At 49.5% G+C, this 24,788-nt stretch carries 20 protein-coding genes and 2 pseudogenes; 2 read left to right on the top strand and 20 right to left on the bottom strand.

Annotated features, from left to right (window positions below):
- Positions 1 to 15 precede the first annotated feature (15 nt).
- From AD948_RS17270 to mdcA, 14 genes and pseudogenes are all read right to left on the bottom strand, one after another.
- A complete protein-coding gene (locus AD948_RS17270; protein WP_248846080.1) occupies positions 16 to 2,556 on the bottom strand; it encodes a TonB-dependent receptor in 2,541 nt (846 codons plus the stop codon).
- 443 nt (positions 2,557 to 2,999) lie between these two features.
- Positions 3,000 to 3,674, bottom strand: coding sequence for a cupin domain-containing protein (locus AD948_RS17265; RefSeq protein WP_061472957.1), 675 nt, complete (start codon positions 3,672 to 3,674; stop codon positions 3,000 to 3,002).
- A gap of 494 nt (positions 3,675 to 4,168) precedes the next feature.
- Positions 4,169 to 4,717 carry a hypothetical protein gene (locus tag AD948_RS17260; protein ID WP_061472954.1) on the bottom strand — a complete coding sequence of 183 codons (549 nt, stop codon included), beginning with the start codon at positions 4,715 to 4,717 and terminating at the stop codon, positions 4,169 to 4,171.
- A 94-nt stretch (positions 4,718 to 4,811) separates the two neighbouring features.
- A complete protein-coding gene (locus tag AD948_RS17255) occupies positions 4,812 to 6,806 on the bottom strand; it encodes an NAD(P)-binding protein (protein WP_082782503.1) in 1,995 nt (664 codons plus the stop codon).
- Between the two features lie 53 nt (positions 6,807 to 6,859).
- A complete protein-coding gene (locus AD948_RS17250) occupies positions 6,860 to 7,585 on the bottom strand; it encodes a haloacid dehalogenase type II (protein ID WP_061473057.1) in 726 nt (241 codons plus the stop codon).
- Between the two features lie 363 nt (positions 7,586 to 7,948).
- A pseudogene (locus AD948_RS18820) lies at positions 7,949 to 8,161 on the bottom strand (hypothetical protein); the annotation flags it as partial.
- Positions 8,162 to 8,185: 24 nt separating this feature from the next.
- Complete coding sequence (locus tag AD948_RS17240) at positions 8,186 to 9,124, bottom strand: ACP S-malonyltransferase (protein ID WP_061472943.1); 939 nt, start codon at positions 9,122 to 9,124, stop codon at positions 8,186 to 8,188.
- A 27-nt stretch (positions 9,125 to 9,151) separates the two neighbouring features.
- Positions 9,152 to 10,105, bottom strand: a complete 954-nt coding sequence (locus tag AD948_RS17235; RefSeq protein WP_061472940.1) for an AEC family transporter — start codon at positions 10,103 to 10,105, stop codon at positions 9,152 to 9,154.
- Between the two features lie 38 nt (positions 10,106 to 10,143).
- Entirely contained in the window at positions 10,144 to 11,001 is an 858-nt protein-coding gene (gene mdcB / locus AD948_RS17230) for a triphosphoribosyl-dephospho-CoA synthase MdcB (protein ID WP_061472936.1), read from the bottom strand.
- Positions 10,998 to 11,714 (bottom strand): malonate decarboxylase holo-[acyl-carrier-protein] synthase, encoded by a 717-nt coding sequence (mdcG, locus tag AD948_RS17225; protein ID WP_061472933.1) that lies wholly within the window; start codon positions 11,712 to 11,714, stop codon positions 10,998 to 11,000. Before mdcG ends, mdcB begins: the two co-directional genes overlap by 4 nt.
- The gene (locus AD948_RS17220; RefSeq protein ID WP_061472930.1) at positions 11,714 to 12,463 is read right to left on the bottom strand and encodes a biotin-independent malonate decarboxylase subunit gamma; all 750 of its coding nucleotides are present in this window, start codon (positions 12,461 to 12,463) and stop codon (positions 11,714 to 11,716) included. Before AD948_RS17220 ends, mdcG begins: the two co-directional genes overlap by 1 nt.
- Positions 12,450 to 13,379 carry a biotin-independent malonate decarboxylase subunit beta gene (locus AD948_RS17215; protein ID WP_061472927.1) on the bottom strand — a complete coding sequence of 310 codons (930 nt, stop codon included), beginning with the start codon at positions 13,377 to 13,379 and terminating at the stop codon, positions 12,450 to 12,452. The genes AD948_RS17220 and AD948_RS17215 overlap by 14 nt, the downstream gene beginning before the upstream one ends.
- Entirely contained in the window at positions 13,376 to 13,690 is a 315-nt protein-coding gene (mdcC, locus tag AD948_RS17210; protein WP_061472925.1) for a malonate decarboxylase acyl carrier protein, read from the bottom strand. Before mdcC ends, AD948_RS17215 begins: the two co-directional genes overlap by 4 nt.
- Before the next feature lie 8 nt (positions 13,691 to 13,698).
- Positions 13,699 to 15,342, bottom strand: coding sequence for a malonate decarboxylase subunit alpha (gene mdcA, locus AD948_RS17205; RefSeq protein ID WP_061472922.1), 1,644 nt, complete (start codon positions 15,340 to 15,342; stop codon positions 13,699 to 13,701).
- A 116-nt stretch (positions 15,343 to 15,458) separates the two neighbouring features.
- Between mdcA and AD948_RS17200 the strand changes: the two genes are divergently transcribed.
- Positions 15,459 to 16,340, top strand: coding sequence for a LysR family transcriptional regulator (locus tag AD948_RS17200; protein WP_156479083.1), 882 nt, complete (start codon positions 15,459 to 15,461; stop codon positions 16,338 to 16,340).
- Between the two features lie 117 nt (positions 16,341 to 16,457).
- A pseudogene (locus AD948_RS17195) lies at positions 16,458 to 17,538 on the top strand (IS5 family transposase).
- Positions 17,539 to 18,240: 702 nt separating this feature from the next.
- On the opposite strand, the gene hpaI reads toward AD948_RS17195, so the two are convergent.
- The 6 genes from hpaI to hpaE form a co-directional block, all read right to left on the bottom strand.
- Positions 18,241 to 19,014: a 4-hydroxy-2-oxoheptanedioate aldolase gene (gene hpaI / locus AD948_RS17190; RefSeq protein WP_061472915.1), complete on the bottom strand. Its 774-nt coding sequence runs from the start codon at positions 19,012 to 19,014 to the stop codon at positions 18,241 to 18,243.
- An 11-nt stretch (positions 19,015 to 19,025) separates the two neighbouring features.
- Positions 19,026 to 19,829, bottom strand: coding sequence for a 2-oxo-hept-4-ene-1,7-dioate hydratase (gene hpaH / locus AD948_RS17185; RefSeq protein WP_061472912.1), 804 nt, complete (start codon positions 19,827 to 19,829; stop codon positions 19,026 to 19,028).
- A complete protein-coding gene (locus tag AD948_RS17180) occupies positions 19,829 to 20,698 on the bottom strand; it encodes a fumarylacetoacetate hydrolase family protein (RefSeq protein WP_061472909.1) in 870 nt (289 codons plus the stop codon). Before AD948_RS17180 ends, hpaH begins: the two co-directional genes overlap by 1 nt.
- 20 nt (positions 20,699 to 20,718) lie before the next feature.
- Positions 20,719 to 22,173 carry an NAD-dependent succinate-semialdehyde dehydrogenase gene (locus AD948_RS17175; RefSeq protein WP_061472906.1) on the bottom strand — a complete coding sequence of 485 codons (1,455 nt, stop codon included), beginning with the start codon at positions 22,171 to 22,173 and terminating at the stop codon, positions 20,719 to 20,721.
- Between the two features lie 16 nt (positions 22,174 to 22,189).
- Positions 22,190 to 23,170 carry a 3,4-dihydroxyphenylacetate 2,3-dioxygenase gene (gene hpaD, locus AD948_RS17170; protein WP_061472903.1) on the bottom strand — a complete coding sequence of 327 codons (981 nt, stop codon included), beginning with the start codon at positions 23,168 to 23,170 and terminating at the stop codon, positions 22,190 to 22,192.
- A 77-nt stretch (positions 23,171 to 23,247) separates the two neighbouring features.
- A complete protein-coding gene (hpaE, locus tag AD948_RS17165; protein WP_061472899.1) occupies positions 23,248 to 24,762 on the bottom strand; it encodes a 5-carboxymethyl-2-hydroxymuconate semialdehyde dehydrogenase in 1,515 nt (504 codons plus the stop codon).
- Positions 24,763 to 24,788 lie beyond the last annotated feature (26 nt).

Genomic DNA, 24,788 nt, shown 5'->3' with positions numbered 1-24,788 from the left:
TCCGTCAGATATTTTTTAAAAACCTGTTGAGAAGGAAAGAACACCGGCAAAGCCACCGCCAACGTAATACTGAGGCGCAGATCCTGCGACACTATGACCTGCAACCATCATGGTACGCGCATTGGTTTTGATGCTGCTAGTGCCGGACAGATAGCCACTATTGCCAATATTAAGCAGGTTAAGCTGAAGCTGCGGGTGTTTTGCGAGCCACATATTTTTAAACCGGTAGCCGATATTCACATTGAATGTTTCATAACCCGGTATGGATTCATCATTCATGAATGTCGAATACTGCTTGCCGATATAATTCATGTTGAACCCACCAAAGATAGATCCGTCATCATAGTTAAGGCCTACTGCGGCTGTAAATTCTGGTGTGTTGACGGCCCTTTTTCCTTTGGTTGGCAGAGCTACTGACGTACCGTCACTGGCAACAGCCGGGAGATTACTATCGATTGTCGCGTGTTCATACTGCCCAGATACATAGGGACTGAAGTGATGCCACCGCTGGAGCCCTACCTCAATCTGAGCCCCACGCATGGTCTGACCACCTGCATCAATGGACTCAGAAACAGGCAAGCCATCCTGATACGTTGTTGTGCTAAGTTGTCTGTGTGTAAAGTTATAGTTGAACAAAGCAACTGAGACATTGGCAAAACCAGTATGCCGATAACCGATTTCTTCGCCAATCGCAAATTCAGGTTTAATATTACTCGCATGTTTGGAAGACAGCGTCCCGGTAGAAACACTATAGCGGTCAGCATATGTCATGATGGATGCTGGCATACGGAAAGATGCTGTTCCATTGATATATATCTGATCATGAGGTGTAATTTTGTAACTTGCCATGAACTGTGGGAGAGGCTCTGCCACACTCTGTCCTGTTGCATATGTTACGCCTGGCACAAGGTTGGTTTGTGACCGTGTAACCATAACTTCTTTAAAACCTGCCGTAAGGGTTAGCTTATCATGTAACATTTTATATGTATCATTGATAAACAAAGCATTTGTCTGCTGAACGAGATGAATATCATAAGTTCGAAGAACTTTACCATCAGCAGTTAGAATAGGGTTATCCCCCCACATGCTGGGCACACCCCCATCGGCATTGACAGCCTGATAGCTTTGCGGCTCCGCTTGATCAAAATAGGAATACCATGCCCCGCCTGTCAGAGTGTTATGACCGCGTGTCCAAGACAGAGCAGAATTAATTCCAGAGTAAGCCAGTCGATATGAATCAATTGATGCAGCCACTATAGAACTGTTTGTGCCGCCCACTTGTAAAGGACCTGCCGCATTCGGTCCAAGGAAACTGCCATCCCGGCTTAATGTACTTCCTCCGTTGTCGTATCCCCAAGAATACGTAAAATATGGCGTTACATCTAGCGTAAGGCCATGACCTAAATTGAGATTAATGGGCGCACCAAGAATGAATTTTTTCATTCTATTTTCTTCATATTTATAATAATTTGAAGGAGATTCCCCCCAAGGGGTATCATTATAGTTGAAGTTGACGCCATACTGGTCCCACTGCGCTTTGGTCGGCGCACGTAGATAATATTGCTTAGCGTCATTGTAGCTCATGATGAAAGCTGCGTGATTGTCAGCACCCCAGTCTTTCACCAGTTTCATATCAATATGATAACGCCGCGTGCCACCCGCACCACGCCATTCATCCGCTTGACGGTGTGAGAAGGAGATAAAACCTCGCACGCCCGTATTCCCAATATCACCTGTATCCACACGAATAAAGTGACGACGCAGACTGAAAGAACCGTATGATGCGTCAATCAGGCCACCAAAATGATGTGACGGATCATGCATGGTCTCAGAAAGTTCACCACCTACTGCGTTATAAAGTGGAGACCGCGTGTCTGGAGACCCCTGTGTGAGCGTTAATGACTGAATATTTTCATTGTCTGCTGCCGCTGACGTATAAGGCAGAAGATAAACTGGGGCCGCAGCAGGTATTCCCTCAAATAGGTAGCCAATTTCCTGCTGATTGAGCCCACGTACTGTCAAGCCCTGCTGATCGTCATTTGTGCCAAGCGGATCATTCCCGGCATACACTACGCCCGGAAGACTGGCCACAAGAGCAACTGGGTTACTGGTCGGACTTTGCTTGGCAATATAATCGCGGGTCAATCCGCTACGAGATTTTGCAATCGTCTGCGGAGGCATCATCCCTCCTCCTGGGGTACGGTTCGTAACCCCATTGGGCAATGCGACATGCCCAGTAACCCCGACTTCTTCCGTGCCTGATGAAACAACAGCCTGCGGGGATTTCTCTATAGCAGTGGATATCTTCCCCGCTTTGCTGTTCTTGACAGTTTTATGGGTTACAATTTTACTATTCCGTTCCGGGACAGAACCGGTTCGAGTAGGTTCAGCCTCTGCTGTTCCGATATCGTAACAACATAGCTGACTAAAAGCCACAAATGAAGAAACCGAGAGTAGTAGAACCAGAGAGCGGGACATGCCCCCTCGCGCCACATAACTGGATAACAGGAATGATTTACCATTCTGCACCATAGAAGAGGGGTAAGTGTTTGCCATGCCTATCCTCCGGAACTCCCTAAAAGGGGTGATACAGCACCAATATCCAATTGATTATGTGCAGAAGTAGACAGCGGAAAACCCCATTTTTATAAGCGATACAGAACATCATATCATTTTCTTACCGGAATAAATAAAATTCTTCCGAGCGTCCTGACTGAAGCAGAAAGGGGCGGTTCACCACGGACATTCATCGGGGACGTGTTAGAAAAATGACGCTCAGTGTAGAAAAGAAACCAACTCTGATACACAGAAAAGATTACTGGCGTATCATCATGCTATTTTGAAAGGCGTCAGCATGATCAGAAGAGTTCGTTCCCCTGAGCTTTTTATATAAGATACTTTAATACTAAAGGAGCGGTGAACTCACTGCCAGCATACAATCGCAAATACAATTGGAAGACAGAGTCATTCGCGAAACAAAAGACGTCACGTCCTTCATCTTATGATGGACGGAAAATAACGTACAATTTCTTGACGTTCTCCTGACTATCCCATGAACAGCTTGCTCCACGACAGATCAGAAACGCATCTCCTGCCTTGAATGTCTGTGCCTCACCAGAAACACTGGTGAACGTAACATTTCCTTCAAGCAAATACATGAACTCATCATGAACATATGGAACCTTTTTTCGGGAATATGGAGTCGAAGTCCATATTCCACCATAGAACTGACCAGCACAGCTGCGCCATGCAGAAGCACTCTGACATGTTGGAACAGGCCCTGTCAGATACTCTACAGGAGGAGGTGAAGACGGAGACATCTGAGCAAATGGACCAATAGACACCAATCCCTGCTCAGTATCTTCGGTTTCTAATACACTCATAACAAACAAATAGGTGGCCGGGGTTGCTGTCCAGTTAAATGCGGTTCCTGCCGTAATTTTACACCCGTCGTCTTTCTCAAGAAGCATGTCATTAATGGAAAACTGCCCGTTCAGAACAAACACAAAAGTATCTTTGGCCGCTGCCTCAACATGGCCCTGTCCTAGCGGCGCAACGAGTTCAAGTGTTACGGCGTCATCCGGCGCAGGTAATTTGTAACGTGAGGTTAAATAATCTCCTGCCGCCAACTCGACTGTTGCTATCATAGCCTTGAGATCAAGAACGCGTTTCATGTCAATCAACTTATACCCTTTCGTCTTTTAATGCCTACTCGGCCAGTCATTAGAATTTCACCACGACGACAACCCGTCTCCTGCAAAAAAATGCTTCTTTTGTTACCGGGAGAAATTTTCTCCTTATTTAGCCTCAAGACACACTCTTTGAGATAGAAGATACAGATTGCGACAGTGTGAATGAGGGACATGAATGTACAATCGCAGCAATCGGTTTCTATCATGTCTTTCTTAGCTTTGGTGTAGGTTCGTTTCTGGCAACTGTTCTGGTTGTACCAGTTGAGTTCCTTACGGCTCCAGACAATTAAGCTGTTATTGACTTACCTTCATCAGCCACTGAAATTTTGGTGAAACCAGAAGGATTCTAAGAACCACTATTTTGATCTTTCCAGTAACAGAAATATCAATGGGTTACGATTTTTATTCGGACAGAACAGAGAGTTTTAAGAGACCTACGCGCCCAAGCGGCTATGATATTCCCACGTCGTCCGGTGCTAATCCATCATGTTCCAACGATGATAGATGATCACGTTATCACCGTAACGATATGACAGTGTCCTGCCATCTTTGGATAGGCTGTAATCCGCCGTGATTTCCACCTTTCCATTTCTTTTCACAACAAGATGGTAATCGTAGTCGTCGACTTTTGTGAAATAGACAACATTGAACGGGATTGAGCCGCCTTGGCTATGGTATTCTATGCCGGGTGTTCCATCAACCGAGGCAGACCAGTGCCCAGAACTGAACTGTCCTTTCGCATTTAGCGTCATAAAGGAGACAAGAACCTTTCCCCCTTCGGTGTAGGAAAAGAAACGCAACGCATTACGTGGTGGTGGATCAGTATAATGAGATGCCGCAATGTCAGCCTTCCATGGTCCCAGCAGGACATCGGGCATCTCCTGACGTGCATCTATGCCATGCCATGCTTCTTCTGCTGCAAGGGCAGCGGGGGCCAATAGTCCTACAGCTATCATGACAATCAGACATGCAACCGCCCCCAACAAGGGTGAAAGGGAGCGGGTGACAGTATATTCCTTGTTCATGTCCGTTATTGCTTCCAAGCTGTTATGGATTATGGCGCATACCGCCATTTCATGACGGCTACACGACGGGACTGCCACTGAGTGCAGGATTGACTTATATCCTGCTATAATAGCCATAACTGTGGGGAACCATTTCTTCCACTGCGCGAAATGCCTGATCAATAGCAGTGTTGCACAGGTCTTGCCCCGATGCATCGCTATTGGCGATGGAAATTCGGCCAAACTGCCGACGGGCGATTTCATAGGGCTGTTCCCCCGTCGGGCTGGGTGGATCAAAGATCGAATTCTGCGCCATGGCAAAACCATGGGGCCAGCGGTTGACGGTTATTCCCACAATATCGCGCGCGGCATCAAAACCATAAGGACCCAGCACGTTGTTCATCTGACTGCGGACCGCACGTTCGAATGTTTCGAAAGGCGTCTGTAACAATCCCATTCGCACCATCCTGAACTGCTGCTGCATACTCAGGTTGTCGGGCATGTCACTCCCCAGAATAGTGCGTGTCATGGTTTCATTATTCAGGATACCGGAATTGGTCCCCGTCATGAAGCTCACGACAGCACCCTTGCTGGGGTCCATGTCGGGCGTACCATCATCCCTCGCCCATGGGACATTCAGAGCAAAACTACCAAAGAACCCGACAGGTGTATCCACATGGGTAACACCTGCCCTGCGGAAGGCTTCCCAGTTACGGATCAGAACGTTCGTTATCTGGTTGGCGGCGCGGACGGCTTTGTGTTGAGCTGCTTTCTGTTCTTCTGGCATCTCAGGGCATAAATAGGGGATCATGTTATTGTTGCCTGCAAGAACAACATTTTTTCCCATTACGCGGCAGCATTTACCGTCACGTATATAATCCACGGCAACGGGCCGCCTTTCAGGTTCAAACAGACCCACCGGCGCAGGGCCGAGATGCTGGACCCTGACCGCGATACTACTTAGCCGGATACGTACGGGAGACTGCGCGCGATCCAGTGTATCATAATGCACCCGAACCGTTTCCAGCGACTGCCACGTTCCTTCCGGCAAGGACTGTGGAACCAACTCACGCACCATAAGCCGTGCCAAATCCGAATTGCCTGCGGGCATATGAAAATCTGCCGCTTCGTTCTGCGGAGCTTCAGGCGAAAAGGGCGCGCGCTCCACCCCCAGCGACGAGAACCCCGGCGCATAACGGAAATAAGCAAACCAGGCACTGGCGGCCGTCTTGCTTAGGCACCACACACCAGGCAGCCATGGCAAGGTCTCGGGGGCAATCTTTACATAGTCCAGAAGATATTGCTTGTACGTTATGGTCTGCAGACGCTCAATTTTCTGCGCTTTTGTCATACCCGCCATATAATCAGCCGTACCATAATAGACAGCGGTTAGATCACGCCGCACACGAGACGGTAGGGTTGCCGTTTTCAAGAATTCGGGCGTTGGCGAGGTAAAACGAACGTGGGGATACAGTCGCCCGCCCCCCCCACTTTCACGCGAAAGGAAAGTCGCGGGCTGCATACCCAGTTGGACATACGGATTGGCTTCCTTACGTTTGACCGTAAAATCAGCACCGAGACTTTTCACGAATTCCTTTGCGTTGTCGGTCCACTGATCCGGCGCGACAAAATAGGCTGATCCCCCTGTAACCATAAGCGTACGACCGTCACTGACAAACTCGTTGCGCTTGGCATGACCACCAAAATCATCATGATTATCCAACACCAGAACGCGAGCATCCGAACCGAAGCGCCGACGGTAGAAACATGCAGCCGCAAGGCCGCTCAAGCCTCCCCCTACAACCACAAGATCATAACTCTCTCCCGTCGGGACCGGTGTCGGGTAAGGCACGCCATCACGGCGTGCATGCGCAGCCTCGAACGCACCAGGGTGAGCACCACGCATTCCCTCACGCAGGGGGGGATAGGCCGCCGCATCCGTAATTATCCCTGCGTAATTGGTAAGGGCCGTCTGCGTGCCAGCTGCAACAGCCCGGCCAATCCCTGATTGGGCCATGGGCACAGCAAGTGTAGTTGCGGCAATACCATGGATCAGATCACGCCGGGAAATCGTGTTTCCCATGCCCAGCTTTTTATTGCGGCTATTCATACATGACCTCAACACCGTTAGATATCAGGAGATGATGACAGGAGAAATGGATATCAGCCTTCAGCAATTTCCTTTTTATGCGCTTCGGCTAGTTCAGCCATGGAGTTGAAGCAGAAATCAATCTTCGGCATCGCACCCGGATCCATCGTCGCCCCAAAACCGTCCTGCGCATGACGGCGGTAGATCCAGCATGACGCCAGTCCCGCCTGATTGGCTGGCATATGATCGTGGAACAGACTCTCCGCAGTGTGCAGCACATTAGACGGCTCCAAACCGAGATCAGCCAGATATTCCAGCATGTATTCAAAATTACGCATTGCCGGTTTATAGGACCCGATGTCCTCGGCTGTATAAATACCGTCAAATGCGACATTCAGTCGGGCATTGCTGCCGCTGAAAGAACGAGCATCGACATTGGACAAGATAACTAACTTAAAATGCTGTTTCAGATATTCAAGTGCTTCGGTACTATCGGGAAAAGCAGGCCAGTTTGGAACGGAATTACCATAATCTTGCGCTTCGGAAATCGTATGAGAAACACCCCATTCCTCCGCCAGGCGACGATATACGCTCGACAGAATAGCTGGATAGGGACGGCCCGGCGTCCATTTCTGCTGGCGCGATTCATATTTTGCATGCGCTTGGAGAATGGCATCACGACTAAGAGGCGTTTTCAGCCGTGATATTAACGGTGTTAGAGCATTCATGATACCCGTCTCCCAATCAATCAGGGTACCGTAGCAATCGAAAGTCAGAACCTTGAAGTCTGTTAGTTTCATTTTACGCTCCATCATTCTGTGAGCAAATTTTTTCTTGGCGTGACCTTAAAAATCAAGAATAACTTTCTTTTTACACAATGCATTTTGCATTATGTAATACGAAATATAGAAAAATTATATTTATTTATTTAATCTCCTCGCATCAGAAGTGGAAACATAATCGTTTCATTAAAAAAACAATGACGCATCTACCAGATGCAATTCTATTATATTCCGGTATAAAAATGATATTCTATGTCGTTTTTGTAGATAAAAAGGCAGAATATGGTGTGCAGAGATGTAGCAAGTTGCTGATCTTCATTATGAAGTAGATGGAGGGATAGAAGAACCATTGATTGAAGGTGTTGTAGCGTGATTTTGGGTTTAACGAGCAGGTATTAATGGTTCTGGGTGATAGGCTTCGCTCTGCGTCTGGAGCAGAAAGCGGTGCACGCAGTAGACGATATTGGCCAGCCCGATCCTCGCGATGACACGAATCATACTGACCTTGCGGACAAACAGTCCAGTCTGTGATTTCTGATCAGCAAAAACGTGCTCAACGCGGGATCTGATAACTGATTTCCCGGCATTGGACCGCTAGGGCGTGTCATAACCTGACAGCTAAATATTTTGCTCTAACCAACTCAGAAGCCCTGACAGAGTGTGAAAGTCCTCAACTGCTCTAACATGGGCATCTTTCAAAATACCGGTACGAGCCATGCGCGCGAGAGCCGTTCCTGGTCCCAGTTCGAGAACGGTCTGACTTCCAGCTTCCAGGCAGGCCTCCATACACGCATCCCAATGCACCGTGGCAGCAACCTGCTTTGCAAGGCGCTTTGCCCCATCGTCAATCCGAAAAATGGGTTCTCCATCCAGGCCGCTAACAAGCCGCGCTTCTTCTTTTGGAGGTTTAGGATTTAGAGAAAGAATATATTCTAGAAGGGGAGCTACTGCTCCTTTAAGTAATGGCGTATGAGAGGGTACCGAGACCTTCAGTCGGTGGGCTGTTCCAGCTCCAGCTTTAATAGCAAGTTCTACCGCCTTCTCTAGCGCTCTACCTGTACCGCCAAGAACGACTGATTCATCGCTATTAGAAATAGAAATCGAAACCTCAGTTTTTTCACAAATACCTTCAATCACATGCCGGGGAAGGCCCGCCACTCCGGCAAGACCAGCGCCTTCTGGACTTACAGCATCCATCAATTCTGCACGGCGCATCGCCAAATCAAGCACCTGCGTGGGTGTCAGACATCCAGCCCCCCCCCACGCCGCTAATTCACCAACACTGTAACCCGCGTAAAGAACCCGTTGCCCTGTGAGAAACTTTTCAAGAACAGCAGATAAAGCCAGAGCCATGGTACAGCATAAAATCTGCCCATTTCGATTTGAATAAGCTTTATCGGTATCATTTTCCTTTACAAAAACCCTCGGGTCTTTACCAAGAATTTTGGTAGCTTCATTAAAAACGGGAAGAGCTTCAACACAGTTCGCAATCATGTCAAACATGCCTGCATGCTGGCTGCCCTGCCCGGAACACAGAATAGCCAGTACACCACCCATCGAACTTCTCCCTTACATTAATTAAGGCTAGCTATACATAGATGTGCCTGCAACCAAGGCCAGTACAACTGTCAATGTCACCAGGCTCATCACAGTGCTTACAACCATAATAGACCCGGCATCCTGACTATCTGCGTGGTAACGCAAAGCAAACAGCAGACCAAAAAAACCAGCAGGCAGCGCCGTCAACAGGATAACAGCCTGTCCCATTTCAACTGACATGGGAATTATCACTGTCAAAAACCATGCAAACAAAGGCTGCACAACATTGCACACGACACTGAGGAACAGAATACGAGTAGAAAGAGAAACTTTCTGTGCACTCAAAATGAGCCCGGTAACAAACAACGCTACACCCGCTGTTGCCTGTCCAATTAGATCAAAAGAGCGCAGAATATAATCAGGTAAAACAATACCCAACAACGCAATTGCGACCCCTAGGAACGGAGCCACAACTAAAGGCTTCAGCATAGAGCGCCCTACAGACATGAACAGAAGCGAAAGGCCCTTTTCGTTTACATCGGCTTTCTGGGCCTCCAGAAAAGCAAGGGTAAGAGGTGACATAACAATCGCACCAGAGACAATAGCAGTGGTAATATAAAGCTTTCCTGTCATACCAAACACGGCAGAAGCCAGAGGAATGCCTGCAGCAGCATAATTAGGCAATGAAACGCTCAATGCTATCACAGCAGAAATCGCTGCAGAAAAGCTTGATATGTATCGTGAAATTCCCCACACACATGCAAAAACTAATAACATAACAAGCAATAACGTAAAAAGAAGAGGCCATTGTTCAGCCAGAACATCGCGCGATGTTCTGGCTGTTGTACCAAAAAGAGCTGCAGGCAAAGCAAACTCCATAGTCAAGACATTAAGACTGGCGACATTCTTATTATCAATTTTTCCACGTTTGCCAGCTATATATCCAGCCATCATAACTGCGAAAATTGGAATCAGAGAAACAAGTAGAATATGTATCATGTTGCGTCCTATTTTTTTTGTTGTTGAAGGACATGTCGTTAGGAGATGGTTTTCTCCGTTCGTTCAAGAAAGAGCGAAACAGCTAGACCGTCAGCTGCACCACCAGGAGAAAGCCTGCGGGAGACAAAACCACGATGCAGGCTCTCGGCGTGAACACGCCAGCCGGGATTCCCCACTCCACCACGTCTGAGAAACATCGCAGCGCCCGTTTGCGCGTAAGATAATCCTTTTGTGCCGCCGCGATACAGAATATTGGTATCTTCGAGTTGCGCAATTAAGGCTATGCAACACTGCACCCGAGCCGCCTCCTCATCACCGGGGCATAACTCACGTCCCTTTTCTAATGCAGGCAAACCAACAGAGCGAATAAAGGGAAATCCTAAACCAGCTTCAATACGTGCCCCGCCAGCACCATAAAGCCTGTGAACTACCCCACCATGACTTGATGGTTCATGCGTGGTCGCCAGAATGTCTGAGCCCCATACCCGCCGCACAACATCACAGCAGGGCAACTCCTCACCCCGAGCAACACGCCAGCCAAGAGCAGCGCTTAACAGACCTAAAGCCCATATAGCACCCCGGTGTGTGTTAATGCCACCGGTGGCACGCAGCATAGCAGCTTCTGCCGCAAGACCAACCTTACGCAAGACCGGCAAGTCCGCGCCAGCATAACCTGCACGGTAAAGATCAGAAAAATATGGGCTTATAGCGCGTGCGCTGGCTTCAAAATGGGCAGCAGTCATATCTGTGTGGCTACCTGTATCAACATGACTGACAAGACCGGGCTTGGGCCAGGTTCTAACCTCATCAATCAGACATTTCCGTGCTATATGCGCGACCATATCTGCTGGCACAGTAGAAGAAACGTCGACTCCCTGCATGATGGCAAGTTTCATGCAGGAAGTCTTCCCCATGAGTCCGTCAGAGTTCTGACCGGAACCAACTCGACTGTAGTAAGGGTTTTTACCAAAACTTCGTCATCAGGACGCGCAGAATGAAGCTCCTGCCATTGCACAGCGCGATCATTCGGAAAAACAACTTCACCATCCAGACGCACTGACAACTTACTTGCAGCCTGGTCCAGATCAGCAAGAAAAGCAGCAAGAACTTCAGGATCTTCGATCTTTGAGGCAGGAAGACGCCACATCACGTCGAAATCTGACGTTTCAGAAAGATACGGCAGCCCTGTCAAAATTTCCCAAAGCAAACTTCCTGCTGCTTCTGGAAAAAGACCGTGTTTCGTCCCGAGTTCAGTCAATAAGCGAATATCGTTCAGACGTGCAGGCGTTAAGCCGGGTCTAGAGACATTACTTCGTGGCCACGAAGCCCCTGAAAAGGATGAAAGGGCGTGAGACGGTACGATGAACCCAAGACGCTTTTTGCCCATAACCGACGGTAAAGGCAGACCAACCGCAACACCACCAGCATCAATATCTTTCTGTTCGTTTTCATAAGGTCGCCGGCAAATCAGTGGCCACCCCTGAAATGCCCAGTCAAGAATGATCGCTTTGGTATAAGCATCGTCCAGACCAACCAACGCATCTGCGCATATCCCGCGCCAGACATCCGATCTGACGACAAGAAGTTTATGCCGCCAGACCGGCAACATCAGCGAGCCTTTTCTGAAACAATAGTCTGCAAAAAAGCTTCTTGTACACGTTTGGCAACCTCTGCAGCCACTTTACGGCCACCACGACTGGCCCCCAGGAGATCACGGATGTCGGCTCCATCCGTCACCTCATCAGCCAGCAAAGCACTGAGACGTTCATTACAATGCCCATCAGAGAGGCTCCAGATTTCAGTGACTGCACCTGTCGCAGCAAGAGGTTCGACCCCAGGAGCAAACACCGGTGTTTTTTTCGCTTTTTCAGTCAAAATATCCAGTGATAATTTTGTAACACGCGCAATAGACGGCAGATCCATCACACTGGGATGCGCTCCATCAACAGCAATCATAGTTTGCGTTGCAAGTGCTGTGGCAATAAGCGCACCAGCAGCAGCTGTACCATAAAGCACACTGATCGTCCTATGCCCCTCAAAGCCAGCTAACATAATACTCTTGGCAAGATGCGCCAGATATTCATTCAACCCCAGCATTTCATCCCGTCTTGTCATCCGCTGACTAGCTGTGTCGATTAGAAAGACAATTGGGGCTTTGCTTCCGGATTTTACTATTCCAAGCACGCGCCCAGCGAGAATAATTGCTGTTTCAGGACCAAGAGGTGTGCCTCCACTAATACCCAGAACTTCAACCTCTCTGCCACCAGACTTGGCGCGGCCCGAAAAAGTATTTTCTGCCCCCAATGAAAGCATATGACCTTCAGGGAACAATGCTGAAAGTAGATTATCGGGCATCATGACGCCTTCCTCCCTTTGCCAAGAGGCTGATAAACTCATCCTCAGTCAGATCTGCTATCTTGTCTGGTGTCGGCAGGCCTGCCAGTGTCCAGATCTCCGGGGTATCGCGACAGTCACCATAGGACGAGAGTCTTTGTTCAAGTCTCTCCTGCTCACGCTCTAATGTTTCCAAGGACAAAGAAGGCGCACTATTACGTGCCTGTGCTGCCGTTTGACGAAAACTGGAAATATCACCTTTCACATAACTGTCAGCCCCGCCTAGAAGAACACGACTACGCCCCCCTGTAATACGCCAGACCAGAGCACGATCATGGGAGTCAAATTCTTCTACCCCCTTGTTGGTCTCAATCACTTCAGGGCCACTGACTGAAATACGCCCCTGCTCAGAAATAACAATGTGAGAGCAGCACGCCGTTACCAGACCACCACCGCCAAATGCTCCAGCACGACCGCCAATCAAAGCAACAACAGGCACGCCCGCTCGCCTGACATCAAGGACAGCACGAATGGTTTCTGAAACAGCCATTTCCCCCGCATTCGCTTCCTGAAGGCGCACTCCGCCTGTATCAAGTAACAGAACTACAGTGCTTACAGCCTGAGAAGTTCCTGCGGCACTGGCCACAGATCTGAGTAAACCGACGAGCTTTGCACCGCTGACTTCGGCAAACGTGCCGCCCATAAACTGCCCTTCCTGAGCAGCGACAGCAACAGGGCGGCCATCTATCAGCCCACGACCAATAATCATGCCGTCATCAAAGGCCGGTGGCAGATCAAAAAGAGCCAGATGCGGACTCATGATCTTGTCCTGAGGGCCAAGAATTTCACTAAAGCTACCAGCATCCAGCAAACCATTAATTCGGGCCCGGGCAGATGACTCATACCAACTGGGCTCGTTCATGATATTTTCAGGGATCATGACTGGGCCCCCATAAGACGTGCGCCCTGCATCAGGCGAAGTAAAACCGTATCAGGTCGAGCCCCATTATCGTGAATGGCGATGTGCACCCCTCCTGGAGAAGTTCTATCCACAAAATCTTTGATGACAGCCTCCCACACCGCCTGATATCCGTGCGATGCAGTCATTACTTCGACTGTTACATCGAGAGAATTGTCTTTTCTTTCAAAAAGAATTTCCAGGTTTCCAGATGCAACAACTCCAGTAAATGCGTTAGAAGATTTACCGCGTAATACTGCCTTCGCCTGAGTATGTATGGTGAATTTTTCCATGGAAGACCTCACCAGTTTCGGAATTTTGAAGGAGGGGCGTAAAGCCCATCAGACCATGTCACAAGATCACGAATGGAACGCGCGGCCAGCAAATTACGATCAGCCTGTAAAAGATTGATCCCAAGGTCTTCAGGACGACGTATCACGCCACGTTCACGCAGAGCCTCAACCTTTGCGCGATCACGCGCAAGACCAACCGGCGTGTAACCAGCAACACCCCGAATAGCCTGTTCAACATCATCGGCATTACGACAAAGAAGGAGATTGGCAATTCCTTCTTCTGTAACGATATGCGTTACGTCATCACCAAAAATCATAACCGGAGCCAACGGCATACCCAGCTTTCGTGCTAGGGCAATACTATCTAATTCCTCCACAAAGGCTGGTTTCATTCCCTCGCCAAAAGTCTCAACCATCTGCACCACAAGCTTACGCCCCCGAACAAGAGGGCCATCATTGCCGGCAGCTTCACGTCCCGCCTTTAGCCAAGCATCTGAAACATGACGGCGGCCATGTGCATCAGCTCCCATATTCGGCGCTCCCCCAAAACCAGCTATTCTGTCAGGTGTGACAGTCGAGGAATTACCTGCAAGGTCAATTTGCAGGGTCGAACCGATAAACATATCACAGGCATAGAGCCCTGCATTCTGACATAGTAGACGGTTTGAACGTAATGTTCCGTCATGACCAATAAAATAAATATCTGGCCGGGCTGACATATAACGATCCATACCAACTTCACTGCCAAAACAGTGTATCTGCTGTACCCAACCGCTTTCTATCGCTGGGATCAATGTTGGATGAGGATTAAGTGCCCAGTGAGTCGCGACCTCTCCACGCAGGCCAAGCTGTTCTCCGTAAGTTGGCAGGAGAAGTTCAATCGCAGCTGTTGCAAAGCCAATACCATGATTGAGTCTGCGCGGGCGATATTCTGCATAGATCCCTTTCAAAGCAATCATTGCCATCAGGATCTGTGTTTCAGTTACCGCTGCCGGATCACGTGTGAAAAGAGGTTCAACGTAAAAAGGCTTTGGTGCCTCAACAATGAAGTCGATCTGATCTCCAGGAATATCTATGCGTGGAACCGTATCAACAATTTTGTTAACCTGAGCAATTACAATACCATTTTTATACGCTGTAGCTTCAACAATGGTCGGCGTATCTTCAGTGTTCGGTCCCGTATATAAATTACCATTCCTGTCAGCACTGACCGCAGCAATGAGTGAAACATTAGGGGTCAGATCAACATAATAACGAGCAAAAAGTTCAATATAAGTATGAATTGCCCCCAGTTTGATTTTTCCCTGATCCAGCGCTCTGGCGATCGCTCCAGACTGCGGACCTGAATATGAGAAATCAAGTTTTCGGGCAATCCCTAGTCGGAACAAATCAAGATGTTCTGATAAAACCAGACCTGATTGAACAATATGCAAATCATGCACTTGCGAGGGGTCAACGCGTGTGAGGCATTCAGCTAGAAAATCAGCCTGTTTTTGATTATCACCTTCAAGACATACACGATCTCCACTACAGATAATTCGTTCAAGTAGAGCAGTGACATCCGCAGGTTGCACAACCTTGCCTGATACCAGAGAAGCAACTTCTTCAAGACGCCGCGCTCGCTCTTTTTTTTGTTTTAACCAGTCTGTCATCAATCCAGTCCTGTTCGACGTTGCATCCGGCTGAAAGCACACTAAGCCCCAAGAAGAATTCAGTGGAAGAATAAATTATTGACACATTGGTGAGTTGGTTTCTTAATAATTATATTATGATTGATACTGATCTCCTTGAAAGCTTTCTTGCGGTTGCAGAAGAGAGAAACTTTACTTTTGCAGCAGCACGCATGGGACTGACCCAGTCCACCATTAGTCAGCACATACGCAGACTTGAATCGCAACTTGGACAACAGTTGTTCCTGCGTTCAACACATCATGTCGCCCTTCTGCCAGAAGGAGAACGTTTTCTGCCGCATGCCAGACGTATTCTGAATACTATTGAAGACGCAGAGCGTGACCTGGCCGCACCAGGAGTAACCGGACATGTTAGACTTGGGGTTGCTGAAGACTTTGCCACATCTAGGCTACCAGATATTCTCCGACGTTTTCGCCGTTTTTATCCCGGCATCACATTGCAGGTTGAAGTTGGGTTAAGTGGAAATCTACTTGATAAATTTCACACCGGTTTTTTTGATATCGTTCTTGTTAAAACCAGATCATCAACACAGCAGGCCTTACCGCTTATGGCAGATCCTCTCGTCTGGGTGATTTCCCCTGACGAACCGGATCTTTGCAAACAGCGTCCTCTTCCTCTTGCATTGCACCCGGAACCAAGCGTCAGCCGTAGTATGGCCCTTGAAGCCCTAAGCGCTGCTCACATTCCGTTCGTCATTACACATACAAGCTTAAGTATTACAGGGTTACGAGCCGGTGTTATCGCAGGGCTTGGCGTTTCGGTTTTTGGACGTCATTTTATTCCAGACGGTGTAAAAATTGTCGACGCTATTGCGGCCGATTTACCACCGCTATCTGATCTGCCTTTTAGTCTGGAGTATCAGAAAATAAAGCAAGATAATCAGGCCGTAGATGCGTTAATCAAAGCCATTCATGAAAATGTAGCCCTACTGGATCAACACACACTCCCCACATCATAAATCAGAATTTTGAATACTTTTTTGTTTCAGAAATAAATTGGAGGGTTCTAAAAACTCCATGGTTTTGAGTGCGTATCTGTGATTCCATGCCCCCTGTGGTGATTGGGTGGATGAATAATGAAGCAGCTGGGTTTCTTTGATGTTGAAGAGCGGCTTGCTCGTTTGAGCGGGCTTGGCGATCAGCTTGAAGCGTTTTCCCGGACTGTGGATTTTGAGGTGTTCCGCCCTGATCTGGATCAGGCTCTGGCCTATTCGGATGGAAGAAAAGGCGGGCGTCCGCCCTTTGATGTGTGGTTCTGATGTTCAAGATACTGGTGATCCAGACGCTGAACAATTTGTCTGATGACGAACAGAATACCTGATCAACGACCGGCTGTCTTTTATGCGTTTCCTTGGTCTGGAGCTGTCGGACCGGGTACCGGATGCCAAAACGGTCTGGCTCTTTCGCGAGCGTCTGACACAGGCGGGTGCGATCGATGGCCTGTTCAATCGCTTTGACGCAACCCTACGAAACGCTGGTTATCTCCCGATGGCAGGCCAGATCCTGGACGCAACACTGGTGGCTGCTCCAAAGCAGCGCAACACCAACGCGGAGAAGGCGGATCTTCGGGTGGAACGGATCCCACAAGACTGGCGGGACAAACCCGCAAAGCTATCCCTCAAGGATCGTCATGCATGCTGGCCCCTGAAATTCACCAAGGCAAAACGGCAGGATGACGGAACGATCCCGTCAACGGATCTCGCCATCCCTTTCTTTGGCTATAAATCGCATATTTCCATCGACCGAAAGTTTCGGCTGATCCGCAAATGGAAGACGACGGATGCCGCCGCCAGCGATGGTGCCAGAGTGAGAGAAGGCCTGCTCGACCGCAGCAATACAGCGTCTGATGTCTGGGCAGATACAGCCTACCGCTCAAAAGCCAATGAGGACTTCATGGAAAAGCATGGCTTTGTCTCCAGGGTTCACAGGAAAAAGCCTCATCTCAAGTCTATGCCCTGTCATATCCAGCGGTCCAATACGGGCAAGTCCGTTATCCGGTCGCGTGTCGAGCATGTTTTTGCCGATCAGAAATCACAGATGGGATTGTTCATACGCACCGTCGGTATCACACGGGCCACCATGAAAATTGGGCTGGCCAACATCGTCTACAACATGCGCCGCTTTATCTTCCTGGAGCGGATCAGTGCGACCGCGTAGCAGCTCAGCGGGGGCAATATCCCCTCACGGATCAAAACGCAGAGAAAAAATTACCCTGACAACCATCAATCAAAACGTCATAGCCCTGAAATCAGGCAACAGGAGTTCAAAAAAACGGTTCTTCGATCCCTCTAAGTCAATCATAAGTGATATTTCATGTGAATATGCAAATATAATGCACAGAAGCCCAATAGATAACTTTGATCACCGAACTGCTGCTACATGCCACACTCAAGAAGGAGACAGATAACTGACAAGGAACGCAACAGTTTCGCCCCAACCTGAGCCCACTATGGTGTGAAGTCTGGTTGTATCCCGAGACCATCAGCAATATTGTGATGTTTCGTTATCGGAATATCACTAACATAACCTCAGTCTATCAGCCAATCTTTATTGCCTTTTCATGATGGTAATACGAGTTCAAACCCCGCACACGATGCTAATTTTTTCAAGCATTTCCAGCAGTTAATCTAAAAAACGTTGATTTTTGATCCGCTCCTAAGCCAAACTGCGAGTAGATCGGATAACGATAACTGAACCACCAAAAAAACACCGTTAAAGGCCCTGTGGCAGGAAAACCCTGACCCAAGGGGATCTGATGTCGGGGATGATACGGCCTATCAGTCGAAGGCCAATGAGGCTTTCATTAGAAGATGAAGCATGACCGGCTCTTCATCATATTAAGTCTCTTCTGAAAAAGAATCAGAGTGTTTTTTTGAAATCTTCCAGAAGACGGGAGCCTCCCCCGGCCAGCAGACCAACATCGGTGCCGATGGCAACAAAGGTTGCCCCTGCGGACACGTAATTCCTCGCTAGAACAGGATCCGCTGTCAGAATGCCCGCAGCCTTTCCATGAGAAATAATTTTTTGTAGAGCCTCTTCGATGTGGCGCTGAACTTCCGGCTCTCCTGGTCGCCCGATATAACCGAGATCTGCGGCAAGATCTGCTGGCCCGACAAACACTCCGTCAATACCTTCAACAGCACAGATTTCATCCAGGGCCGCAAGGCCGAGGCGGCTTTCCACCTGTAGCAACAGACAAATTTCGTTTCCTGCGGTCTGGAGATAATCAGACACACGGTTGAAACGAGAAGCGCGCGCAAGGGCGGCACCCACACCGCGCACACCCTGCGGCGCGTAATGAACTGCGCGCACAAGCTCACGCGCTTGACCAGCGCTTTCGACCATTGGAACAAGGATGCTCTGTGCCCCGATATCAAGAAGCTGTTTGATCATCCAGGTCTCACCAACAGGCGGCCTGACAATGGCGTGACTGCTACTTCCTTCAATGGCTTGCAACTGCGCCATGATACTGCGGATATCGTTTGGCGCATGCTCACCGTCAATCAGCAGCCAGTCATACCCTGCTCCAGCGCATATTTCGGCTGTATAGGCATTGGCAAGAGCCACCCACAACCCAAACTGGCACTCCCCAGAACGCAGAGCCTTTTTGAATTCATTCACTGGTGCCGACATCAAGACACTCCTTATCTAAAAAAGCAGCTTACTGTTCCAAGAGGACCATAATCAGCCGTTATCGTATCACCGTGCCGGGCTTCGACCGGGCGGATGAAGGACCCTGCGAGAACAATCTGACCTGCATTGATGCCGCCGCCATATTGCGCCAGCCGGTTTGCCAACCATGCCACACCGCGTGCGGGATGATTGAGTACGCCTGCTCCCAGCCCAGTTTCCTCAACAACCGCGTTTCGGAAAACAATCGCGCCCACCCATCGGATGTCGATTTTATCGAGGACCGCCGGAACGGAACCAAGGACAATGCCTGCATTGGCAGCGTTATCCGAAATGGTGTCGATAATTGTCCGTGCGTGACCCGTTTCACGATCCACACGTACGATCCTCGTATCGAGAATTTCAAGTGCTGGAACGATATAATCCGTCGCGGCAATGACATCGAACATGCTGACTCCGGGTCCACGGAGTGATTTTTTCATCACGAAAGCAAGTTCGGCCTCAATCCTTGGCTGAATGAACCGATCAGCAGGTATTTCGGCACCATCATCAAAATGCATGTCATCAAGAAGAACGCCTGAATCAGGTGTATCGATGTTCAATGCGTATTGCATGGCTTTTGATGTCAGGCCAATCTTCCATCCTATGATTTTTCGTCCTGACGCCATCTTACGGCTGACCCAGGCATCCTGAATGGCGTAGGCATCATCAAGACAAGCATCGGGATAGCGTTGGGAAATCAGCCCCGTCTGTATTCGTGTTTTTTCTGCCTCATCCAGTTTATCTGCTTCTGCTCTGATCTGTTCGGGAGACAGCATTACGTCAGCTCCTCATCAGCAACGGAATTACGAAGAACACCCAGCCCGTCGGCAGCAACTTCAATGACATCGCCAGGCGTCAGCCACACTGGCGGATCGAAGCGGGCTCCCGCTCCTGTTGGTGTTCCGGTGACAATGACATCGCCAGGAACAAGTGTTGTAAAGGTTGATATGTAGGAAATAATTTTCTTGAAAGAAAAGATCATCCTCGAGGTACGGTCCTGCTGACGGATCTCACCATTGACACGGGTGCTCAACGCGATATCGCGGATTTGATCTTCTGAGGTAAATGGAATCAGCCAAGGACCGATTGAACCAGTGCGATCGAAATTTTTCCCCTGTGTAACATTGAATTTCGCATGCCTGACCCAATCACGGATCGTGCCCTCGTTACAGAGGGTCAGAGCGGCGACGTGATCAAGAGCATTTTCCTGAGAGATTCGCCGTCCAGCCTTCCCTATTACGAGGACGATTTCCCCTTCATAGTCGAGCTGTAAAGATTCCGGTGGTCTTATCAGAGCCTCTTTATGGCCTACGAAACTGCGCGGAAAGCGAATAAACAGGGACGGATTGGACGGCGCAGCCTGACCATCCTTGTATTCTTCGTTGCGATCGGGAAAATTAACGCCGACGCATATAATTTTTTCTGGATTGGTAACAGGAATTTCGTAGCGAATATCCTCTTCACGGAAATCGACCAACCGTGGCGCGGATGTTGCCAGTTCGCTCAGCGCGCCTGCTTCGATAACCTCTCGCAGGCCGGGCCACCGATCACCATAGAGGCGCGATAAATCCGTGATTCCCCGATCATGAAGTAATCCGTAGAGGGTTACATTCTCATAGGAAAAAGTAAGAAATTTTGCAGTCATGGAAAAATTTCGCTTTCTGATCAGGCAATGCCGCCAAGGCAGATATATTTGAGCTCTGTAAAGTCATCGAGACCGTATCGCGAGCCTTCCCGTCCGAGGCCGGACATCTTGATTCCGCCGAAAGGTGCTTCCGCGGTTGAGATAGCTCCTGTGTTAACACCCACCATTCCGTATTCGAGTGCTTCGCTCACGCGAAAGACCCGAGCGACATCACGTGTGAATACATAGGATGCCAGTCCAAATTCAGTATCGTTTGCGGCAGCTATCACTTCCTCCTCTGTCTCAAAACGGATCAGCGGAGCTAAAGGCCCAAAAGTTTCTTCGTGGACCACACGCATCTGACTGGTCACGTCGGTTAGCACGGTTGGCTCAAAAAACAGTCCGCCCAGCGCATGTGATTTTCCACCCGCAAGAACACATGCGCCATGTTCAATCGCATCTGTAATATGCTCTCTGACCTTCTCCACAGCAGCATTGTCGATAAGCGGGCCGAATGTAACGTCTTCCGCGAAACCGTTTCCTGTTTTCAGGGACGTGATTTTTTTAGTCAGGGCTTCTGCGAAGTGGTCATAAACACCTGACTGGATATAAAGCCGGTTTGCACACACGCAGGTCTGACCATTATTTCTGAATTTCGCAATCAGTGTGCCGTCCACGGCGGCATCAACATCTGCATCGTCGAACACGATCAGAGGTGCGTTTCCGCCCAGTTCAAGACCGAGTTTTTTGATTGTCGGCGCACATTGAGCATATAAAAGCGCACCAACCTCGGTTGATCCGGTAAACGTCAGTTTACGCACGGCAGGATTCGATGTCATCTCCGCGCCAATTTCTCTGGCGCCTCCGGTAATGACACTGAAAAGTCCTGCGGGAAGACCCGCTCTTTCCGCCAGAATCGCCAAGGCAATGGCTGAGAACGGTGTCTGTATTGCCGGTTTGAGCACGATAGCACAGCCAGCGGCCAAAGCCGGGGCGACTTTGCGCGTAATCATCGCATTGGGGAAATTCCAGGGCGTGATCGCCGCAACAACGCCAACGGGTTGGCGGGCTACCAGAATACGCTTATCGGCTTGATGCCCCGGAATGAGATCACCATACAGGCGGCGAGCCTCCTCGGCAAACCAGAGGATAAAGCTGGCTCCATACTCAATTTCGCCCTCTGCTTCCTTTAGGGGCTTTCCCTGTTCGAACGTCATGATTCTGGCAAGATCGGCCTTACTGGCCATGACGAGATCATACCACCGACGCAGAAAGGCAGCGCGTTCGGCTGCTGTGCGGGCTGCCCAAGTCCGCTGGGCACGCACAGCGGCCGATATTGACTCTGCTGTTTCTGCCTCACCAAGATCAGGGACCGAGCCAATAAGCTGTCCTGTCGCAGGATCGGTTACAGGGATGGAAGATGACGATGACGCCGCAACCCAGCGGTCACCCACCAGCGCAGCTTCCCGAAACAGGGATGGATCCTGAAGCTTCATGGCCCGATCTCTTTTCTTACGGCGCGATGATCGGGCTGGCCGTCGCCACAGGCTGCCTCGTTTCAAGACCTCGGAATTCGCTACCATGTTCAAACCATGATCTAGGCGCCGGTGCTCCCCACAATGTCTGGCGCTGAGGGTCTGTTAATTGCCATTTGATTGGTTCGAGATCAGGATCGACCGTCTGATAGTCCGAGCAGTAGATTTCTGTGCGGTGTCCATCCGGATCAAGCAAATACAGGAAGAACGCGTTGGAAATTCCATGACGACCAGGGCCACGTTCGATATTGGCAAGATAACCGGTGGTGGACATCAGATCGAGGAGATCAATGATATTCAGTGGGGTCGGCACCCAGAAAGCTGTGTGGTGTAGGCGCGGCCCGACACCACTTGTGAACGCCATGTCGTGCACACCACCCTTGCGGTGCATCCAGGCTGCCCATAAGCGGCCTGTGCTTTCGTCTTCCGTATATTCTGTCACGCGGAAGCCTAAATTATTATAAAACTCGACCGATGCATCAACATCGGGTGAAAAGCAGTTGAAATGGTCAATGCGTAGCGGTTTTACCCCGTGATAGAGCGCATATTTCTGGTGAATCGGCTCCAGACGGTCCATTTTGAAGTAGAGTTCGAGCGGGATACCGAAATTATCGTGCGTCCGCAGAGTACGCCCCTGATAGGGGCGCTCGATCCACTCGACCTTATGATCCAGATTGCGGAAGTACCGCTCCGCCTTGTCCAGATCTTCTTCTGAAAAAACTTTAAGACCCAGATAACCGACTTCTCCTTTCTCACCGCGGCGTAACACCATGCAGTGATGTCCCCGCTCCTCAAGCGCACGCAGATAGACATGATCTGCATCTTCGTCTGTGACCTGCAAACCGAGCAGGTCCGCGTAATAGGTACGGCTGCGGGCCAGATCGGTCACCACCAGTTCGACATGGCTAAGACGCAGAATATTGAAATCTGGGTAAAGGTTGAACGGGCTGATCGGCATTCTTATTCTCCACTCGTTTGTCTGACGGTCCTGTCAGGTACGATTTTTATTTTTATGAAGTCCGAAAACCCGGCCTGTCAGGCCAGTTTCGGAATAGTGTGGACGCCTGTTGCAAAGGAAACATTCTTGGTTTCCATATAAAAATCGAATGACCAGTCTCCGCCATCGCGGCCTATGCCGGAGGCTTTGACACCGCCAAACGGTGTATCGAGGTGCCGCACATTCTCTGAATTCACCCAGATCATGCCGGCCTCAAGCTTGTCCGAAACACGGAAGGATCTGGTAACATCTGAAGTCCAAAGATAAGCAGCAAGTCCGTATTGGGTGTCATTCGCCAGAAGAACGGCCTCATCTTCCGATTGGAAGGGAATTGCGGTCAGAACTGGGCCAAAGATTTCTTCCTGCGCAATGCGCATATTGTTGGTTGCATGTGTGAAAAGTGTAGGGGCAACATAACATCCACCACCAGGACCATCGGCCTTTCCACCACCGGCAGCTATCGTGGCACCTTCTTCCTTACCGATCCCGATATATTCAAGAACTTTCTTTTCATGAACCGGATGAATAAGCGGACCGACAACCGTGGCTGGATCTAGCGGATGCCCTACTTTTATGGTCTTTACACGCTCGGCAAGAGTAGCGGTAAACTTGTCATAGATGCTTGCCTCCACCAGAAGACGTGAAGATGAAGTACACCGCTCCCCATTGAGAGAGTAAATCATGAACAAAGCCGCATCTGCTGCACGTTCCAAGTCCGCGTCAGCAAAGACAATAATTGGATTTTTCCCGCCGAGTTCAAAATGAAAACGCTTCAGAGTATCTGCGGCCTGCTTCATGATCAGCGAACCAGTTCCACTTTCCCCAACAAAGGCGATCGCCTTGATATCCGGGTGTCGTGTCAGTTCCGCGCCAGCGTCTTCTCCAAAGCCATTCACTAGATTCCACACGCCGGGGGGCAATCCAGCTTTCTCAGCAATCTCCACCAGAACCGATGCCGTGATGGGTGAAAACTCCGCAGGTTTATGAACAACCGTGCAGCCGGCGGCCAAAGCGGGCGCGATCTTCCACGTTGAGAGCATAAAAGGCGTATTCCACGGAGTGATAACACCCACCGGCCCCACAGGATTACGCGTGGTTATATTGGCCTGTCCGCCTGTGGGCAGAGAAAGTCCGTTACGGGCAGAAGGCGCCTTGTCTGCAAAATACCGGAAATTTTCGGCACCGCGAAGCGCCGCCTTTGACATGAACCGCAGCGACTGACCTGTATCCAGACACTCCAGAAATGCAATTTCTTCGGCACGCGCTTCAATGGCATCAGCGATAGTGTGCAAAATCTCCCGACGCTTCGCTCCGCTCAACGCAGCCCACGCAGGTTGAGCCGCCTTCGCAGCTTTTGCTGCCTGATCAATGTCTCGCGCATCACCTTTCGCAACGAACGCCAGCGGCTTGAGATCAATTGGCGATAGTGTTTCAAAAACCTCGCCACTGATCGCGGGGCATTCTTTCCCACCAATACGGTTGAGAACACCTTTTTCGCGGATACGTGTAATGTATTCGTTCGCCTTTCTTGCATTTTCTTCTAAAGTTGACATTCATCTTATCCTTTCCAAGCTTTCGG

Origin of the sequence: Acetobacter senegalensis (genome assembly GCF_001580995.1) — a bacterium.
Lineage (GTDB): Bacteria > Pseudomonadota > Alphaproteobacteria > Acetobacterales > Acetobacteraceae > Acetobacter > Acetobacter senegalensis.
The sequence above is the reverse complement of the archived record's forward strand: the minus strand, read 5'-3'. Positions and strand labels throughout refer to the sequence as shown.

Coding starts and splice junctions, on each gene's coding strand:
- AD948_RS17260 (WP_061472954.1), bottom strand. CDS start 4,717: ATGAACAAGGAATATACTGTCACCCGCTCCCTTTCACCCTTGTTGGGG.
- AD948_RS17220 (WP_061472930.1), bottom strand. CDS start 12,463: ATGATGCCCGATAATCTACTTTCAGCATTGTTCCCTGAAGGTCATATG.
- AD948_RS17235 (WP_061472940.1), bottom strand. CDS start 10,105: ATGATACATATTCTACTTGTTTCTCTGATTCCAATTTTCGCAGTTATG.
- mdcB (WP_061472936.1), bottom strand. CDS start 11,001: ATGAAACTTGCCATCATGCAGGGAGTCGACGTTTCTTCTACTGTGCCA.
- AD948_RS17215 (WP_061472927.1), bottom strand. CDS start 13,379: ATGATCCCTGAAAATATCATGAACGAGCCCAGTTGGTATGAGTCATCT.
- hpaH (WP_061472912.1), bottom strand. CDS start 19,829: ATGCTGTCTCCCGAACAGATCAGAGCAGAAGCAGATAAACTGGATGAG.
- AD948_RS17240 (WP_061472943.1), bottom strand. CDS start 9,124: ATGGGTGGTGTACTGGCTATTCTGTGTTCCGGGCAGGGCAGCCAGCAT.
- mdcG (WP_061472933.1), bottom strand. CDS start 11,714: ATGTTGCCGGTCTGGCGGCATAAACTTCTTGTCGTCAGATCGGATGTC.
- hpaE (WP_061472899.1), bottom strand. CDS start 24,762: ATGTCAACTTTAGAAGAAAATGCAAGAAAGGCGAACGAATACATTACA.
- mdcC (WP_061472925.1), bottom strand. CDS start 13,690: ATGGAAAAATTCACCATACATACTCAGGCGAAGGCAGTATTACGCGGT.
- AD948_RS17250 (WP_061473057.1), bottom strand. CDS start 7,585: ATGAAACTAACAGACTTCAAGGTTCTGACTTTCGATTGCTACGGTACC.
- AD948_RS17180 (WP_061472909.1), bottom strand. CDS start 20,698: ATGACTGCAAAATTTCTTACTTTTTCCTATGAGAATGTAACCCTCTAC.
- AD948_RS17265 (WP_061472957.1), bottom strand. CDS start 3,674: ATGAAACGCGTTCTTGATCTCAAGGCTATGATAGCAACAGTCGAGTTG.
- AD948_RS17255 (WP_082782503.1), bottom strand. CDS start 6,806: ATGAATAGCCGCAATAAAAAGCTGGGCATGGGAAACACGATTTCCCGG.
- AD948_RS17270 (WP_248846080.1), bottom strand. CDS start 2,556: ATGGCAAACACTTACCCCTCTTCTATGGTGCAGAATGGTAAATCATTC.
- AD948_RS17175 (WP_061472906.1), bottom strand. CDS start 22,173: ATGAAGCTTCAGGATCCATCCCTGTTTCGGGAAGCTGCGCTGGTGGGT.
- hpaI (WP_061472915.1), bottom strand. CDS start 19,014: ATGTCGGCACCAGTGAATGAATTCAAAAAGGCTCTGCGTTCTGGGGAG.
- hpaD (WP_061472903.1), bottom strand. CDS start 23,170: ATGCCGATCAGCCCGTTCAACCTTTACCCAGATTTCAATATTCTGCGT.
- AD948_RS17200 (WP_156479083.1), top strand. CDS start 15,459: ATGATTGATACTGATCTCCTTGAAAGCTTTCTTGCGGTTGCAGAAGAG.
- mdcA (WP_061472922.1), bottom strand. CDS start 15,342: ATGACAGACTGGTTAAAACAAAAAAAAGAGCGAGCGCGGCGTCTTGAA.